Origin of the sequence: Salinispora pacifica DSM 45544, from assembly GCF_000378845.1 — a bacterium.
Classification (GTDB): Bacteria; Actinomycetota; Actinomycetes; order Mycobacteriales; family Micromonosporaceae; genus Micromonospora; species Micromonospora pacifica.
Genome location: NZ_KB905359.1, coordinates 4,693,867 through 4,709,888, shown reverse-complemented (window position 1 = coordinate 4,709,888; position 16,022 = coordinate 4,693,867). Strand labels below are relative to the sequence as shown.

The window sequence follows — 16,022 nt, the reverse complement described above, 5'->3', positions numbered from 1 at the left end:
GTCCGGTCAACCGACGCGGGCGAGGAACTCGCTGTAGAACAGGCCCAGCGCGATCGCCACCCCGATGCCGGCGATGATCCAGAACCGCACCACGATGTTGACCTCGCTCCAGCCCGCGAGCTCGAAGTGGTGCTGCAACGGTGACATCCGGAAGACCCGCTTACCGGTGGTCCGGAACGAGATGATCTGGATCACGACGGACATCGTGATGATGACGAAGAGTCCGCCGATGATCGGCAGCAGCAGGATCGTCCGGGTCGACATCGCCATCCCGGCGATCAGACCACCCAGGCCCAGCGCCCCGGTGTCGCCCATGAAGATCCGGGCCGGCGAGGTGTTCCACCAGAGGAACCCGACGCAGGCACCGGCCGCCGCGCCGGCGATCAACGCGATCTCCAGCGGGTCCCGAACCGCGTAGCAGTACTCCTGGGTGTAGTTCGGGTCCGCGCACCAGTGCCGGTACTGCCAGAAGGCGATCAGCGCGTACGCCGCGAGCACCATCACCGAGGCACCGGTGGCCAGACCGTCCAGACCGTCGGTGAGGTTGACGCCGTTGGTGGCGGCCATCACCACGAAGATGAAGAGGATGACCGCACCGACCTTGGTGAGCTCCAGCGCCGGGATGTCCCGGATGAAACTCAACGTCGTGCTGCCGACCGTCTCGGTGTTGGTCAACGCGCCCTGAGAGTCGGTCATGGTGCTCGGGAAGTAGAGCGCGATCACCCCGAACACCGCGCCGACCAGGATCTGGCCGAGCAGCTTACCGCGCTTGTTGAGGCCACCGCTGTGCCGCTTGCGGACCTTCAGGAAGTCGTCAATGAAACCCACCGCGCCGGAGAACACCATCAGCCCCAGCAGCACCAGCGCCGTGATGGTCGGTTCGACCTGAGCGATCTGCGCGTCCGGCAGCGTGGTCAGGGCCAGGTGACCGGCGACATACGCGATGACGGTGGCCAGGATGAAGACCACCCCACCCATTGTCGGCGTGCCCTTCTTGCCCTGGTGCATCACCGGCCCCTCGGCCCGAATGGGCTGGCCGGCCTTCAACCGGGTGAAGACCTTGATCGCAATCGGGGTACAGAACAGCGAGACCAGGAAGGCCACCCCGACCGCGACGATGACTGCCCTCATGCCAGGCCACCGTCCGCTCCCGCGCCCCGATCGGTCCCGGCGTCGGCGCGCAGCGCGTCCGCCACCTCCCAGGTGCGGTACCGCGAGCCCTTCACCAGGACGACGTCACCGGGCCGCAGGTCTCCCCGCAGCACCTCGACAGCGTCCGCCTGATCGGTGAGCTGCACCGATTCTCCTTCCCAGTCACGTACCGATGTTGCGCCCTGATGGATTGGGGCCGCCGCCTCGCCCACCACGAGCAGGCGGTCCACCCCGAGCTCGGCGGCGAGTCGCCCGACCTCGACATGCCCCTCCTGCTCGTACGGCCCCAGTTCGGCCATGTAGCCGAGCACCGCGATGGTGCGCCGCCGCTCGAACCCGGCCAGCGCCCGCAGGGCGGCGGCCATGGAGGCGGGGTTGGCGTTGTACGAGTCGTCGATGACGGTGACCCCGTCCACCCGCTCGAAGACATCCATCCGGCGACTCGAGACCAGCCCGAGCTCACCCAGGGCGGTCGCCAGCTCGGTCACCGGCATTCCCAGTTCCCGGGCGACCGCGGCGGCGGCGAGCGAGTTGGACACCTGGTGCCGGCCGGTCAGCCCGAGCCGCACCGGCGCGCGCCCCTCCGGAGTCACCAGCGTGAACGAGGGCCGGCCCCGCTCGTCCAGCACCACGTCAACGGCGCGCACATCTGCATCGGCCGCCTCGCCGAAACGGACCACCCGGGCCCGGGTTCGCGTCGCCATCGCGGCGACGAGGTCGTCGTCGGCGTTGAGCACGGCCAGCCCCTCCGCCGGCAGCGCCGCCACCAGTTCCCCCTTCGCCAAGGCGATGGTCTCTCGGGAACCGAACTCACCGATGTGGGCCACCCCCACGTTGAGCACCACGGAGATCTGCGGCGGCACCACCTCGCAGAGGTAGCTGACGTGCCCCACCCCGCGGGCCCCCTTTTCCAACACGAGGTAACGCGTGCCCGGGTCGGCCTGGAGTGCCGTGTAGGGGTGCCCCAGCTCGTTGTTGAACGAGCCGGGCGGGGCGACCGTCGGCCCCAGTCGAGAGGTGAGGGCAGCGATCAGGTCCTTGGTGCTGGTCTTACCGGAGGAGCCGGTGAGCCCAACGACGGTCAGCTCGGGCAGCCGATCCGCCACCGCGCGGGCCAGTCGCCCCAGCGCCAGCTGGGCGTCGGCTACCAGCACCATCGGCACGCCAGGCAGCACCCGGGTGCCGAGCACCGCCACCGCGCCCGCCCGGATCGCCCCGTCGGCGTAGTCGTGCCCATCCACCCGTTCCCCGGGGAAGGCGACGAAGAGCCCGCCTGGCGCGACCTTGCGGGAGTCGAACTCGACCGAGCCGGTGACCACCACGCTCGGGTCGGCGGCGACCAACCGACCGTCAACCGCCGCCGCCACCTCGGCCAGGCTCAGCCGGATCACGGCTGCCCCGGCCGGTCGCCGAAGCGGGCCCGCAGCGCGGCCGCCAGCTCCGTGCGGTCGTCGAAGGGATGCATCTGTCCGCCAACCTCCTGCCCCTGCTCGTGCCCCTTGCCCAACAGCGCCACCACGTCCCCGGGCTCAGCGAGCTCGACCGCCTCGGTGATCGCCGCACGCCGACCAGGCACCTCCAGGATTTGCACCTCGGTGTCGGCCCGACGCACGCCGGCGAGCACCTCGGCCCGGATCTCGGCGGGATCCTCGGTCCGCGGGTTGTCGTCGGTCACCAGCACCACATCCGCTCCCTGGGCGGCGGCGGCGCCCATCAGGGGCCGCTTGCCCCGGTCCCGGTCACCGCCGGCGCCGAGTAGGCAGATCAGCCGACCGGTGCTGAACTCCCGCAGGGCGGCCAGCGCGGCGACGATCGCATCGGTCTTGTGTGCGTAGTCGACGACGCCGCGCACCGGGCCGGGGGACGGCACCAGCTCCAGCCGACCGGGAACGCCGCCGCAGTCGGCCACTCCCGCGACGGCGGGCCGCGGCGCCACCCCGGCCGCCACCAGCACCGCGACGGCGAGCAGCGCGTTGGCGACGTTGTGTCGACCGGGCAGGGCCACCCTGGCGGGCAGGGTCAGCCCGCGCGGGCCGTGCAGGGTGAAGCGCTGCGCGTACCCCTCGCCACCGACCTCGTCGGCCCACCAGGTGGCGCCGCGGTCGCCGGCCGCGGAGTAGGTCACAGTGGCGGGTCGGCGCAGCGGGGTCAGCGCCGGGTCGTCGTGGTTGAGCACCTCCACCGCGCAGCGGCCGTCGAAGAGCTTCGCCTTGGCGGCGAAGTAGTCCGCGGAGTCGGCGTGGAAGTCGAGGTGGTCGGAGCCGAAGTTGGTGTAGCCGCCGACGGTGAACCGGACGCCGCCGACCCGCCCCATCGCCAGGGCGTGGCTGGACACCTCCATGACCACGGCGGTGACGCCGCGCTCTCGGGCAGCGGCGAGCATGGCGTGCAGGTCGGTCGCCTCGGGCGTGGTCCGGACGCTGTCGATCACCAGATCACCGAGGCGGGTCTCCACGGTGCCGATCAGGCCGGTGGTGTGCCCGGCCGCCCGCAGTCCTGACTCAACCAGGTACGCCGTGGAGGTCTTGCCCGCGGTTCCGGTCACCCCGATCACCGTCAACCCGGCGGTCGGTTCGCCGTACACCACACTGGCCAGGTCCCCCAGCACGGTCCGCGGGTCCGGCACCACCAGCATGGGCAGACCGGCTTCCGCGGTCGCCGCCGCGCCATCCGGGTCGGTCAACACGGCCACCGCACCAGCCTCGGCCGCGGCCGAGACGAACTCGGCACCATGCCGCCGGGCACCGGGCAGGGCCGCGTACAGGTCGCCGGGGCGGACCTCCTGGCTGGCGTGTGTCACTCCGGTGACCGTCGGTTCCGTTGGACCGGACCGGAGATCAACAGCGTCCGCGCCGGACTCGGCGGCGAGCCGAGCGGCGAGGTTACCGAGCCGGATTCCGGTCACGCTACGAGGGCGAGGTTTGCCGGACACGGCGTCAGACCCTACCCGGTCGTCCGGTTCCGGCCGCACAGCCGCCCCGGTGGTTCGTCGGCACGCACCGATGATGTCCCGTCTACGCTGCTCAGCGGGGAAAGACGTCAAAGTTGGGCGGTGGGACCTGCGACGGCGGCACCCGATAGTGCTGCAGGGTGAACCGCATCATGTCGGCGAACACCGGCGCGGCGATGTCGCCACCCCCACCATTGGGAGTGTGGGCGAAGACAGCGATCACGTAACGGGGCTTCTCAGCCGGGGCCATCCCGATGAACGCCGCCACCTCACCGGGCTGTTTCTGCCCGTCTACCAGCCGCGTGCCCGTGCCGGTCTTGCCGGCCACCCGGTAGCCGGGGACCGCCGCGGCCCGACCGGTCGCGCCGTCTACGGTGGTCACCGCCTCCAGGAGGGTACGCAGCTCGGCGGCGGTCTCCGGGGTCAACACCTCCCGGGTCGTCGGCGCCTCCGGCGTTGTCCGCTCTCCCCGCGGCCCGACGATCTCCTTCACCAGGCGCGGCGCGACGTATGTGCCGTCGTTGGCGATGGTCGCGTACGCGGCAGCCATCTGGATCGCGGTGGCGTCCACACTGTGCCCGATCGGCACCGACCCATGCGACGAGGCACTCCACTCGTCGGCGGGCAGCACCGCGCCGCTCGCCTCGCCGAGCAGCCCGACACCGGTCGGCTCACCCAGCCCGAAGCGCTTCTGGTAGTCGATGAGCCGCTCCGGACCGAGCCGGTCGGCGATGGCGATGGTGCCGACGTTGGAGGAGTACGCCATCATCCCCGCCAGGCTCATCCGTCGGCCGTCCACCTTGGTGGTGTCGAAGAACGTGGTGCCGCCGAGGCGGATGGTGTTGGGTACGGGCAGCGTGGTGTCCGGGGTGATGACGCCTTCCTGGAGGGCGGCGCCGAACGTGATCGCCTTGTGCACCGACCCCGGTTCGACCACGAACGTGGTCGCCACGTCATCCCGGTCGGCCGGGTCGCTCTCCCCCCAGTTCGCGACGTTGTAGGTGGGGTAGGAGGCCTGGGCCAGAACCTCGCTGGTGCCCACCTCCAGGACGACCGCGGTGGCGGTCGAGCCGTTGACCGCTTCCATCGCCTCGGCCAGCTTGGCCTGGACCATGTATTGCAGGTCCCGGTCGAGGGTGAGGCACAGCGAGCTGCCCGGTTTCGCCTCGGTCGTCTCGCTGAAGCCCCCGGGGATCTGCACACCCCGCCCCGCCTCGTAGCGTTCCAGGCCGTCCTTGCCAGCGAGCACCTTGTCGTAGCCGGCTTCGAGCCCCTCCAGGCCGGCCATCTCCTGGCTGGTGATGCCGATCAGGTTGGCGGCCAGATCCCCTCCGGGGACCTCCCGTCGCTCATCTTGGCGGGTGTCGATACCAGCCAGCCCAAGATCCTCGATCTGCTCGGCCAGGTCAACGTCCACCCCCCGTTTGAGGTATACGAACTGCAGTTCGTTTCCGTTGGGCCCGTCGCGTTTCCGCATCCGATCGGCGAGTTCCGACGCCGGGATACCGAGCGGCTCGGAGAGTGCCTGCGCGGTGGCCACCGGATCGGCGATCTGGGTCGGGTCGGCGAAGACATACCGCGCCTCGACACTGTGCGCCAGCACCTCCCCGTCCCGGTCGTGGATCGCACCACGAGGCGCCGGCAGAACCACGACCTTCAGCCGGTCGTCGATTCCGGCGCCGGCGTAGTCCGGATTCTCCACGACCTGCAGCACGACGAGCCGGATACCGATGACGGTGAACAGGGTCAGCACCAGCGCGGTGCCGAGCCGCAGCCGACGGCCGGAGTCGGCCAGGCGGGGTGGCCTCAGCCGGCGGCGTCGCTTCGGCCGAGCTGAGGTTGGGCGCGGCGGGCGTCGCCGCGGCGGCGGCTCCTCCGCCGGTGGACGCCGGGGCACGGTGCGCACCACGGAGGTGCGACGCGGCGGGTTCGCCCGCCGGGCAGCACCGGCCCGCCCTCCGCTGAGCACCTGGAGTGCCGGCCGGAACGGGTCACCGGAGCGACCGCGACCTCCCTGCGGTGCCCGACGGGGCTCGGCGCGACCTGCGCGGGCCTCCCCCAGCCGCTGCTCGCCGATGCTGCGGCCGCGAGGGGTGTAGGCCCGGGCACCGGAGATGCCACCACCCGACTCGGCCGGACGGGGATCGGCTGAACTGTCGGCGCGGGACGGACCGCGCCGGGACCCCTTGGCGTCCCGGCGCGGCTCCTCCGATCTGGGCGGCACGACTATCCCCCGGTACCCGGCTGGCCGACCCCCGACGATGGCCCGCTGCCCGGCTGTGGCACATCAATGGCCGCGCCGCCGTCGGGCAGCTGGATGTAACCCGGCTCGAGCTCGACGAGGCCAAGCTTGCGAGCGGCTTCGAGCAGGTTGCCCGGTGCCTTCGCCTCGGTGATCTGTTGGTTCAGCTGCTGCTGCTGCAGGTTGAGGGTGGTCTGCTGCTCCCGGAGCTCACCCAGGCGAATCGCGTTCTCGTTGATCTTGGTGTTTACCAACAGGATGCCGAGCACCCCACCGACCACCAGTGCCACGACCAACGTGGCGAACGGTGCGCGCGGCACCGACACCGGAGCCGGTGGCGCCACCCGTAGCCGGGTCGTTCGGGTGCTGACCGTCCGCGCGCTCGGGCGCAGCGCCGCGGTGCCCTGGGTCGGGAACGCACGCGTGCCCCGCGCGCGGGTCGCCCCCGACCGCGGCTGGGTGCCGGTGCGCGTGGCCCGCTCCGCCGCGATCCGGCCCCCCGACCGCGGTGTGCGCTGCCCGGCGCCGGCCCCCTGCCGGCGGTCGCGCTTGTCAATCGTCATGTCCCTCCCCCTCGTCATCCGCCCCTGTCCCGTCATCCCCCGAGGCCGGCCGCCGCACGGCCGACCCCGTCCCCGGTTGGTGCATCGCCCGGACCCGCCGCCGGTACCGTTCGCGGTCGGTACGCTGGCGCTGCTGCATGGTCGGATCGAGCCGTTCGGCGGCCCGCAGCCGCACCGAGGCCGCCCGTGGGTTCACCGCGACCTCCGCCTCGCCGGGCAGCTCCGCCCCTCGGCTGAGGAGCCGGAAGGTCGGGCCGGTCCCCGGCAGCTCGACCGGAAGGTCGATCGGGCCCTTGCTGCGAACCCGGTCCGCGAGCGCCACCTTGGTAAGCCGGTCCTCCAACGAGTGGTAGGACAGGACCACCATCCGACCCTCGATCGTGAGCCGGTCGAGCGCCGCCGGCAGCGCCGTCTCCAGCGCCGCTAACTCTCTGTTCACCTCAATCCGTAGCGCCTGAAAAGTTCGCTTTGCCGGATGGCCACCGGTGCGCCGGGCTGGCGCGGGGATGCTCTGCCGGACCAGCTCGGCCAGCCGCGCCGACGAGGTGATCGGGGCCCGGGCCCGCTCCCGAATGATCGCCGACGCGATTCGCGGCGCGAACTTCTCCTCGCCGTAGACCCGCAGCACCCGGGCCAGCTCCGGATGCGAATAGGTGTTGACCACCTCTTCGGCGGTCACTCCCCGGCTCTGGTCCATCCGCATGTCCAACGGAGCGTCCTGCGCGTAGGCGAACCCGCGGTCGGGCGCGTCAAGCTGCAACGAGGAGACCCCGAGATCGAAGAGGATCCCGTCCACGACCGGATGGCCGAGCTGATCGAGCACCTCGGGCAACTCGTCGTAGACGGCGTGCGCCAGGTGCACCCGGTCCGCGAAGCGGGCCAGTCGTACGCGGGCGTGCGCCAGCGCCTCGGTGTCCCGGTCCAGCCCCACCAGCACGGTCCGCGGATGCGCCGTCAGGATCGCCTCGGCGTGCCCACCCAGCCCCAGCGTCGCGTCAACGTAGACCGTCTGCCCCGGCCGGTCCAGCGCGGGAGACAGCAGCTCGAGACAACGCTCAAGCAACACCGGCACGTGCGCGCCGCGCAACTCCCCCATGTCGCCCCCCACTGGTTCCGTCCCGTCTGTCATGCCGTGCCTGTCGTCGGACGGCGCCCCGTCGTCGTACTGCCAGATCCCCATCCGCTCCCGCCCGCCTTCCGGCAACGGCCCCCGATCGGATCGCGCGCCTGGCACCGGGGAAGGGATGCCAGGAACTCGAAAGCGGCTGGAGATCTCGCAGTACGCCAGGCGCCGTCGCGCCTACAGACCGGGCAGCACCCCCTCCTCGATGTCAGCGAATTCGTCTTCACTCTCGGCAAGGTAGCTCTCCCAGGCGACCCGGTCCCAGATCTCCACCCGGGTGTGCGCACCGATCACCACCAGATCCCGGTCAAGCGCGGCGTACTCCCGCAGGTGGCCCGGGATGGTCACCCGCCCCTGTTTGTCGGGGACCTCGTCGTGCGCGCTGGCGAAGAAGACCCGGCTGTAGGCCCGGGCCGCCTTGTGCGTCATCGGCTGCGCGCGTAGCTGATCCGCGATGTGCTGGAACTCCGGCGTCGGGAATACGTATAGGCAACGCTCCTGCCCTTTGGTGATCACGACACCCCCCGCCAGCTCATCCCGGAACTTCGCCGGAAGAATCAGCCGACCCTTGTCGTCCAGGCGCGGAGTGTGGGTGCCGAGGAACACGGCCCTAACCCCCTCGCCCCTTCAAGCGGCGTTCGCGGCGCCGCTGACCCCCGGGCCGGTGCGCCCTCCCGGCCGCACCATCGGGCCCCACTCTACTCCACTTCCCTCCACCTGCAACCAGAATCGCCCGCGCGGCGCGGCGACCGTCCCACCAAAACCGCACGTCAAAGCGGGTGGAGCGGAGTGGAGGGCAGCACCACGCCGGGAGCCACCCACCGTCCGACATAGATCGACTCCACTCCCGCCCCCGATCGGCTCGGCCGCATCGGGCAACGAGTCGAAGCGTTCCGCGCCAGCAGCGATCTGGGGAGCCCGGGCGTGGAGTAACCTCGCTCGCGTGACGGACGCGAGAATGCCCCTACGGGCGAAGGTGGCCAGCTCCGTGTCGCGGACCGCCGCGGCCCTGTCGCGGGCCGCGGGCCGCGGGGACGGCTCGGTTATCGGTGGTTGGATCGGCCTGAAGATCGACCCGGAGCTCCTCGCGCACCTCGCCGCGGGCCGCGCCATCGCCCTGGTGTCCGGCACCAACGGCAAGACGACGACCACCCGACTCGCCACCGCCGCGGTCGGCGTACTCGGCAAGGTCGCCACCAATTCGTTCGGCGCGAACATGCCCACCGGGCACACCTCGGCGCTCGCCAAGGCCGGTAGCACCCCGTACGCGGTGCTCGAGGTGGACGAGCACTACCTGGCGCAGGTGCTGGACGCCACCGATGCCCACGTGGTGGCACTGCTCAACCTCTCCCGCGACCAGCTGGACCGGGCCCGGGAGGTCGCCATGATGGCGCAGCTCTGGCGCGCGGCGCTGATCCGCCACCCCGAGCTTCGGGTCATCGCCAACGCGGACGACCCGATGGTGGTCTGGGCCGCCACCCCGCCGACCAATCACGACCAGCGCCTCACCCCGCCCCAGGTCACCTGGTTCAGCGCTGGCCAACGCTGGCACGACGACTCCTGGGTCTGCCCCGAGTGCGGCTCGACCATCGCCCGGCAGAACGACCAGTGGTGGTGCACCGGCTGCCCGCTGCGCCGGCCACAACCGCAGTGGTCCGTCGAGGACGACGGCGTGATCGATCCGACCGGCGCCTGGCACAAGGTCCAGCTCCAGCTCCCGGGCACGGTCAATCTCGGCAACGCCGCCACCGCCCTCGCCGTCGCGGCCGAGTTCGGCGTACGACCGGTTGACGCCGTACTCAAGCTCAGCTCAGTCACCTCGATCGCCGGCCGGTACGCGCAGGTCGAACGAGACGGCCGGCTGATCCGCCTGCTGCTGGCGAAGAACCCGGCCAGCTGGCTGGAGGCGTTCGACATGGCCGACGAGGCGCCGACACTGCTGTCCATCAACGCCCGCGATCCAGACGGGTTGGACACCTCCTGGCTCTTCGACGTCGACTTCAGCCCACTGCGGGGCCGGCAGGTACTCATCACCGGTGACCGAGCGTTCGACCTGGCCGTACGACTCGACGTGAACGGCGTGCCGTTCCAGCACGTACGCACCTTCACCGAGGCGATCCAGTCGGTCCCACCAGGCCGACTGGAGGTCATCGCGAACTACACCGCGTTCCAGGACATCCGAGCGGAGTTGGACCGTGTTCTCTGACAGCCTGCGCATCGTCTGGGTCTACCCGGATCTGCTCTCCACCTACGGTGACCGGGGCAACGCACTCATTCTGGCCAGCCGCGCCCAGCGGCGCGGCTACCCGGTCGAGGTGCTGGAGGTCCGCTCCGACCAACCGCTGCCTGCCACCGCCGACATCTACCTGGTCGGTGGCGGCGAAGACGGCCCGCAGGCGCTCGGGGCACAACGGCTCATCGCCGACGGCGGCCTACACCGTGCCGCCGCGCAGGGCGCGGTGGTGTTCGGCGTCTGCGCCGGCTACCAACTCCTCGGCTCCTCTTTCTTCGCCAAGGGCACGCAGTACGCCGGCCTGGAACTGCTGGACCTCTCCTCCGACCGGGGCCCCACCCGCGCCATCGGCGAACTGGCCGGCAACATCGACTCACGGCTGGGCCTGCCACCGCTGTCCGGGTTCGAGAACCACGGTGGGCGTACCCGCCTCGGCCCGGAGGTGTCGCCGCTGGCCCAGCTGACCGCCGGGATCGGCAACGACACCCGGACCGAAGGGGCCTGGCGGGGCAAACTGCTCGGCACCTACTCGCACGGACCGGCCCTGGCTCGTAACCCGGCCCTGGCCGACCTGCTGCTGCGCTGGGCAGTCGGTGTCAACCAGCTCCCCCCACTGGACGACACCTGGTCGAACCGACTCCGCGCCGAACGCCACGCCGCAGTGGCCGCCGCCCGACCGTGACCCACGACGGTCGCCGCGACCCCACTCCCCGCGGCGGCCACCACGATCCGGGCACCTCCCACCGCTGGGAACCCCCCGCCGTCCAGCCCCGCTGGTGGCGGGGGCAGGACCCGGCGGCCGGCCGGTTTGGCCTGCTACTGCTTCTGCTAGCCGGGTTCGGAGTGGCACTGCTGGTGGTTCCCCGCCCGGACCCGGCCGCCCTGCCCGACCTCGCCGACCAGTTGGGCGGGTACGCCCCGATCACCGCGATCGGTGGCGGCGCGCTCCTGCTCGTTGCGCTGGTCCCCCGTACCTTCATCACCCTGGCCGCCGGTGCGCTATTCGGCGCCGTGGAAGGGGCCGCGTACGCGCTCGGCGCGGCACTGCTGGCAGCCGCCGTCGGCTTCACCATCGGCCGGTTCCTCGGTCGGGAGTTCGTCGCCGACCGGATTCGCGGTCGCCTCGCCCGGCTGGACGGCTGGTTCACCCGGCAGAACGTACTCGGTGTCGTTACCGTACGGCTGCTGCCAATCGCCGGCTTCGGCCTGGTCAGCTACGGCTACGGCACCACCGGGGCGCGGGTGTTGCCGTTTCTCGTCGGCAGCGTCGTCGCCTCCGCGCCGACCGCCTTCGGATACGCCGCCGTCGGCGCCGCGGTCACCTCACCCGGCGAGGTCAACTGGTTCGCCGCCGCCCCGGCCGGGCTCGGCCTGATCGCCAGCGCGGTGCTCCTCCACCGCTGGTGGCGCGCCGAGCGGACCAGCGGGGGCACGCAGCCCAGAACGGACTCGTAGCCGGCGCTGAGCCGACGCACCCATATCCAGCACGGAGGTGGTGGGGCGGCGCATCCCGAACCGGTACCCGCCCGGCACCACAACTCCGTGATCGGCAGTGTGGGCTGAGGAGTGGACCTCAGGCCACGACGGAAACCATTCGGCCACGGACCACGATGACCTTGCGGGGTTCCTTGCCGGCGAGCGAGGCGGCGACCGCCTCCAGCGCCGCCGCCCGGACGGTCTCCTCCGCCGCGTCGGCCGGCACCTCGATCCGACCCCGCACCTTGCCGTTGACCTGCACCGGGTACGTCACCGACTCGGCCACCAGCAGGGCCGGATCGGCGGCCGGGAAGTCGGCGTAGGTCAACGAGGTCTCGTGACCCAGCCGGCGCCACAGCTCCTCGGCGATGTGCGGAGCAAACGGCGCCAGCATCAACACCAACGGTTCGGCCACCTCACGCGGCGTCGCCGGTAGTCGGGTCACCGCATTGGTCAGCTCGATCAGCTTCGCGATCGTGGTGTTGAACCGCATCGCGTCCATATCGCCCCGGACCCCGTCCACGATCCGGTGCAGCAGTCGGCGGGTCGCCTCGTCGGCCGGTTCGTCCACCACCCGGGACGCGCCGCTGCGCTCATCCACGATCGCCCGCCAGACCCGCTGCAGGAACCGGAACGACCCCACCACAGCCCGCGTCTCCCAGGGACGGGAGACCTCCAGCGGGCCCATCGACATCTCGTACACCCGGAACGTGTCCGCCCCGTACGCGGCACACATCTCATCCGGTGTCACCACGTTCCGCAGGGACTTGCCCATCTTGCCGTACTCACGGTTGACCTGGACATCGCCCAGGTAGTAGGCACCGGAGCGCTCGACCACCTCCTCCGCCGGCACGTACGCCCCGCGCGCGTCGGTGTACGCGTACGCCTGGATGTAGCCCTGGTTGAACAGCTTGCGGAACGGCTCGAAGCTCGACACGTGCCCCAGGTCGTACAGCACCTTGTGCCAGAACCGGGCGTAGAGCAGGTGCAGTACGGCGTGCTCGGCGCCGCCGACGTACAGGTCGGTGCCCCCGCAGTCGCCCTCGCCACGGGGACCCATCCAGTACCGCTCGGTCTCCGGGTCGACGAAGCGGTCGGCGTTGGTCGGGTCCAGGTAGCGCAGCTCGTACCAGCAGGAGCCGGCCCACTGCGGCATCACGTTGGTTTCCCGGGTGTAGCGCTTCGGACCGTCGCCCAGGTCCAGCTCCACCTCGACCCAGTCCCGGCGTCGCGACAGCGGCGTCTCCGGGTTCGACTCCGCGTCCGCGGGATCGAAGGTGCGGGGCGAGAAGTCATCCACCTCGGGTAGCGCGACCGGCAGCAACTCCTCCGGCAGGGCGATGGCGGCGCCGGTCTCGTCGTACACGATCGGGAACGGCTCACCCCAGTACCGCTGCCGGCTGAACAGCCAGTCCCGCAGCCGGTAGGTCACCGCGCCCGAGCCGTGGCCCTCCGCCTCCAGCCAGGCGATGGTCCGCGCCTTGGCCTCGGCGACAGCCAGGCCGTTCAGGTCCAGGCCGCGTTCGGGCACGGCGCTGTTGATGGCCGCGCCCTCACCGGTGTACGCCTTACCGGCGAACCCCTCGGCCGGCTGGACGGTACGGACGATGGGCAGGTCGAACACCTCGGCGAAGGCCCAGTCCCGCTCGTCCTGACCGGGCACCGCCATGATCGCGCCGGTCCCGTAGCCGGCCAGCACGTAGTCGGCGATGAAGATCGGAATCTGGGCCCCAGTGACCGGGTTGGTGGCGTACGCCCCGGTGAAGACGCCGGTCTTCTCCTTCGTCTCGGCCTGCCGCTCCAGGTCGGTCTTTGCCGCGGCCACCTTGCGATAGCCCGCCACCGCCGCCCGTGGGCTGGCCTGCCCGCCGGTCCAGGCCTGCGGAACCCCCGCCGGCCAGGCCGTCGGTACCAGTTCGTCCACCAGGTCGTGCTCGGGCGCCAGCACCAGGTAGGTGGCGCCGAAGATCGTGTCCGGCCGGGTGGTGAAGACGCTGATCCGCTGCTCGCCCCCCGGGTCCGAATCCGAGGCCGAGGTGGGGAACTCGATGTGCGCGCCGATGGAGCGGCCGATCCAGTTCCGCTGCATCAGCTTGATCGGCTCGGGCCAGTCCAGCTGCTCCAGGTCGTCCAGGAGCCGGTCACCGTACGCGGTGATCCGCATCATCCACTGCTTCAGGTTCCGCTTGAAAACCGGGAAGTTTCCCCGCTCGGAGCGGCCGTCGGCGGTGACCTCCTCGTTGGCCAGCACGGTGCCCAGCCCGGGGCACCAGTTGACCGGTGCCTGCGAGACGTACGCCAGCCGGTGTTGGTCAACGACGGACCGCCGCTCGGCGTCGGTCAACGCACCCCATGGTCGCCCGTCGGGGGTGCGCCGGACACCGCCGGAGAACTCGGCGATCAGCTCGGTGATCGGGCGGGCCCGCTTCGCCTCGCTGTCGTACCAGGCGTTGTAGATCTGCAGGAAGACCCACTGGGTCCAGCGGTAGAAGTCGGCCTCGATGGTGGCCACCGAGCGGCGCTCGTCGTGGGCCAGCCCCAGCCGGCGCAGCTGCGCCTTGTACCGGGCGATGTTCGCCTCGGTGGTGGTACGCGGGTGGGTGCCGGTCTGCACCGCGTACTGCTCAGCGGGGAGCCCGAAGGCGTCGAAGCCCATCGCGTGCAGCACGTTCCGCCCGGCCATCCGCTGGTAGCGGGCGAAGCAGTCGGTGCCGATGTAGCCCAGCGGGTGGCCGACGTGCAGCCCGGCACCCGACGGGTACGGGAACATGTCCAGTACATACAGCTTCTCCGCTCCCGCCCGCGGATGCTCGGGGTCGGCCAGCGGGCCGGTCGGGTTGGGGGCGTGGAAGGTGCCCTCGCGTTCCCAGGTGTCCTGCCAACGGCGCTCGATCTCGTCGGCCAGGGCCGCCGTGTAGCGGAAGGGGGGAATCTCGCTGGCCGGTGCGGCTGCCTCAGTCATGGCTCTCCTCGCTTCAGTCGGCGCGGATGGTCTCGTGCGGTGTCGGTTGATGCTCGCCACCTGCCGGCGGGACCGGGCCGGCGACGGGCACGAAAAAGCCCCTCGCGCAGGAGGGGCCGCCGTGCTGTCGCGCGTTCAGCGCATCAGCACGGCCCGGTAAGAAGCAGGAAGACTCCGGCCATGTCCCGGAGTGTACCCCGCCGGCATCCAGGAGCGCGCCCGCGGCCACCCGAGCCGGTCATCCCCGGGCCCGTCCGGCCAGACCGGTCATCCGCGGCCCGGCCGCCGGGGTGCCGCTGGGATCCGCCCGCCGAGTTCGTCATAGCGCGTGCTGTCCGCCAGCGGGCTACCGGCCCGGTAGGCGGCGCGGGCCAGGGCGTACCCGCCGACCGGCGCCGAGACGAGTTGCAGCCCGATGGCGACCAGGCCCACCAGCACCGTCCGGGGGCCGGGCAGCAACAACAACACCGCCAGCAGGACGCAGATCAGGCCCAGGCTGCCGGACTTCGCGACGGCGTTCATCCGGTTGTAGACATCGGGCAGTCGGATCAACCCGATGGAGCTGATCACGATCAGGCCGGCGCCGATGACCAGCAGCGCGGAGGCGACCAGCAAACGAATCATGGCCGCCGCCGATGTACCAGCCGGGCCAACGCGACCGTGGCCAAGAAGCTGACCAGGGTGCCGGTGAGGACCAGGTCCAGCAGCCCGGGCGCGTCCAGCCGCACCGCCAACACCGCCACCGCCGCCAGGAACACGAAGAAGCCGTGGTCGAGCGCGGCGGCCCGGTCGGCGTCGGTGGGGCCGACGATCAGCCGGCCGAGCACCACGGTCATCGACAGGGCGAGCACCACCAGCACCACGTCGAGTAGGAGCATCCGTCACCCACCTCCCTCACCACCGGCCCGGCCGCCGCCGACCGGCCGGACGGCAGCCAACAGCCGCCCCTCCAACTCCGCCACGGCGCGGCGAAACGCCGTCGCGTCGTCGGCGTACATGCCGTGCACCCACATCACCCGCGGGTCCCGCCGCACCGCCAGCGCGAGGGTGCCCGGGGTCAGGGTGACGAAGAGCGTGAGCAGGGCCACCTCGGAGTCGGTCCGGGCACGCAGCGGAACCCGAACCACCGCGGGCTGCAGCCCCAGGCCCGGAGTGACGATCTCCCGGGCCACCACCAGGTTCGCCTGCACCAGCCGACCCGTGAACCAGGCCAGGAACCCCACGATCCGCGCCGCCCGGAGCGCGGCCCGCCGCACCACGCCACCCACTGCCCGGTACCCCCCACCGCTCACCGCCGGCTCACCGCCCGCCGTACCACGCC

14 protein-coding genes are annotated in these 16,022 nt (G+C 71.3%); 3 read left to right on the top strand and 11 right to left on the bottom strand.

Features of this window, described 5'->3' with window-relative positions; translation table 11 throughout:
- Window positions 1–6 precede the first annotated feature (6 nt).
- The 7 genes from mraY to mraZ all read right to left on the bottom strand — a co-directional run bounded on the left by mraY (window position 7) and on the right by mraZ (window position 8,636).
- Entirely contained in the window at window positions 7–1,131 is a 1,125-nt protein-coding gene (gene mraY / locus SALPAC3_RS0121650) for a phospho-N-acetylmuramoyl-pentapeptide-transferase (RefSeq protein WP_018223265.1), read from the bottom strand.
- Window positions 1,128–2,543, bottom strand: coding sequence for a UDP-N-acetylmuramoyl-tripeptide--D-alanyl-D-alanine ligase (locus tag SALPAC3_RS0121645; protein ID WP_018223264.1), 1,416 nt, complete (start codon window positions 2,541–2,543; stop codon window positions 1,128–1,130). The genes mraY and SALPAC3_RS0121645 overlap by 4 nt, the downstream gene beginning before the upstream one ends.
- On the bottom strand, window positions 2,540–4,123 hold the full coding sequence (locus tag SALPAC3_RS0121640) for a UDP-N-acetylmuramoyl-L-alanyl-D-glutamate--2,6-diaminopimelate ligase (RefSeq protein ID WP_456300021.1): 1,584 nt from the start codon (window positions 4,121–4,123) through the stop codon (window positions 2,540–2,542). The genes SALPAC3_RS0121645 and SALPAC3_RS0121640 overlap by 4 nt, the downstream gene beginning before the upstream one ends.
- Window positions 4,124–4,175: 52 nt before the next feature.
- Entirely contained in the window at window positions 4,176–6,326 is a 2,151-nt protein-coding gene (locus tag SALPAC3_RS0121635) for a peptidoglycan D,D-transpeptidase FtsI family protein (RefSeq protein ID WP_026185799.1), read from the bottom strand.
- A gap of 2 nt (window positions 6,327–6,328) precedes the next feature.
- Window positions 6,329–6,907: a cell division protein FtsL gene (locus SALPAC3_RS0121630; RefSeq protein ID WP_018223261.1), complete on the bottom strand. Its 579-nt coding sequence runs from the start codon at window positions 6,905–6,907 to the stop codon at window positions 6,329–6,331.
- Window positions 6,897–8,003: a 16S rRNA (cytosine(1402)-N(4))-methyltransferase RsmH gene (rsmH, locus tag SALPAC3_RS0121625; RefSeq protein ID WP_033660477.1), complete on the bottom strand. Its 1,107-nt coding sequence runs from the start codon at window positions 8,001–8,003 to the stop codon at window positions 6,897–6,899. The genes SALPAC3_RS0121630 and rsmH overlap by 11 nt, the downstream gene beginning before the upstream one ends.
- A 204-nt stretch (window positions 8,004–8,207) precedes the next feature.
- On the bottom strand, window positions 8,208–8,636 hold the full coding sequence (mraZ, locus tag SALPAC3_RS0121620; RefSeq protein ID WP_012014432.1) for a division/cell wall cluster transcriptional repressor MraZ: 429 nt from the start codon (window positions 8,634–8,636) through the stop codon (window positions 8,208–8,210).
- 352 nt (window positions 8,637–8,988) lie between these two features.
- Between mraZ and SALPAC3_RS0121615 the strand changes: the two genes are divergently transcribed.
- Genes SALPAC3_RS0121615 through SALPAC3_RS0121605 form a run of 3 tightly spaced genes read left to right on the top strand, consistent with a single transcriptional unit; the run spans window position 8,989 to window position 11,718 of the window.
- Window positions 8,989–10,236, top strand: a complete 1,248-nt coding sequence (locus SALPAC3_RS0121615) for a MurT ligase domain-containing protein (protein ID WP_018223259.1) — start codon at window positions 8,989–8,991, stop codon at window positions 10,234–10,236.
- The gene (locus SALPAC3_RS0121610; protein WP_018223258.1) at window positions 10,226–10,945 is read left to right on the top strand and encodes a type 1 glutamine amidotransferase; all 720 of its coding nucleotides are present in this window, start codon (window positions 10,226–10,228) and stop codon (window positions 10,943–10,945) included. Before SALPAC3_RS0121615 ends, SALPAC3_RS0121610 begins: the two co-directional genes overlap by 11 nt.
- Window positions 10,942–11,718 (top strand): TVP38/TMEM64 family protein, encoded by a 777-nt coding sequence (locus SALPAC3_RS0121605; protein WP_018223257.1) that lies wholly within the window; start codon window positions 10,942–10,944, stop codon window positions 11,716–11,718. The genes SALPAC3_RS0121610 and SALPAC3_RS0121605 overlap by 4 nt, the downstream gene beginning before the upstream one ends.
- A gap of 118 nt (window positions 11,719–11,836) precedes the next feature.
- Here SALPAC3_RS0121605 and leuS read toward each other — a convergent pair whose 3' ends face one another.
- The 4 genes from leuS to SALPAC3_RS0121585 form a co-directional block, all read right to left on the bottom strand.
- Window positions 11,837–14,701: a leucine--tRNA ligase gene (gene leuS / locus SALPAC3_RS0121600; protein WP_018223256.1), complete on the bottom strand. Its 2,865-nt coding sequence runs from the start codon at window positions 14,699–14,701 to the stop codon at window positions 11,837–11,839.
- Between the two features lie 267 nt (window positions 14,702–14,968).
- On the bottom strand, window positions 14,969–15,325 hold the full coding sequence (mnhG, locus tag SALPAC3_RS0121595; protein ID WP_018223255.1) for a monovalent cation/H(+) antiporter subunit G: 357 nt from the start codon (window positions 15,323–15,325) through the stop codon (window positions 14,969–14,971).
- Window positions 15,322–15,579: an MrpF/PhaF family protein gene (locus SALPAC3_RS0121590; protein ID WP_018216379.1), complete on the bottom strand. Its 258-nt coding sequence runs from the start codon at window positions 15,577–15,579 to the stop codon at window positions 15,322–15,324. Before SALPAC3_RS0121590 ends, mnhG begins: the two co-directional genes overlap by 4 nt.
- A 3-nt stretch (window positions 15,580–15,582) precedes the next feature.
- A complete protein-coding gene (locus SALPAC3_RS0121585) occupies window positions 15,583–15,969 on the bottom strand; it encodes a Na+/H+ antiporter subunit E (RefSeq protein WP_018223254.1) in 387 nt (128 codons plus the stop codon).
- Window positions 15,970–16,022 lie beyond the last annotated feature (53 nt).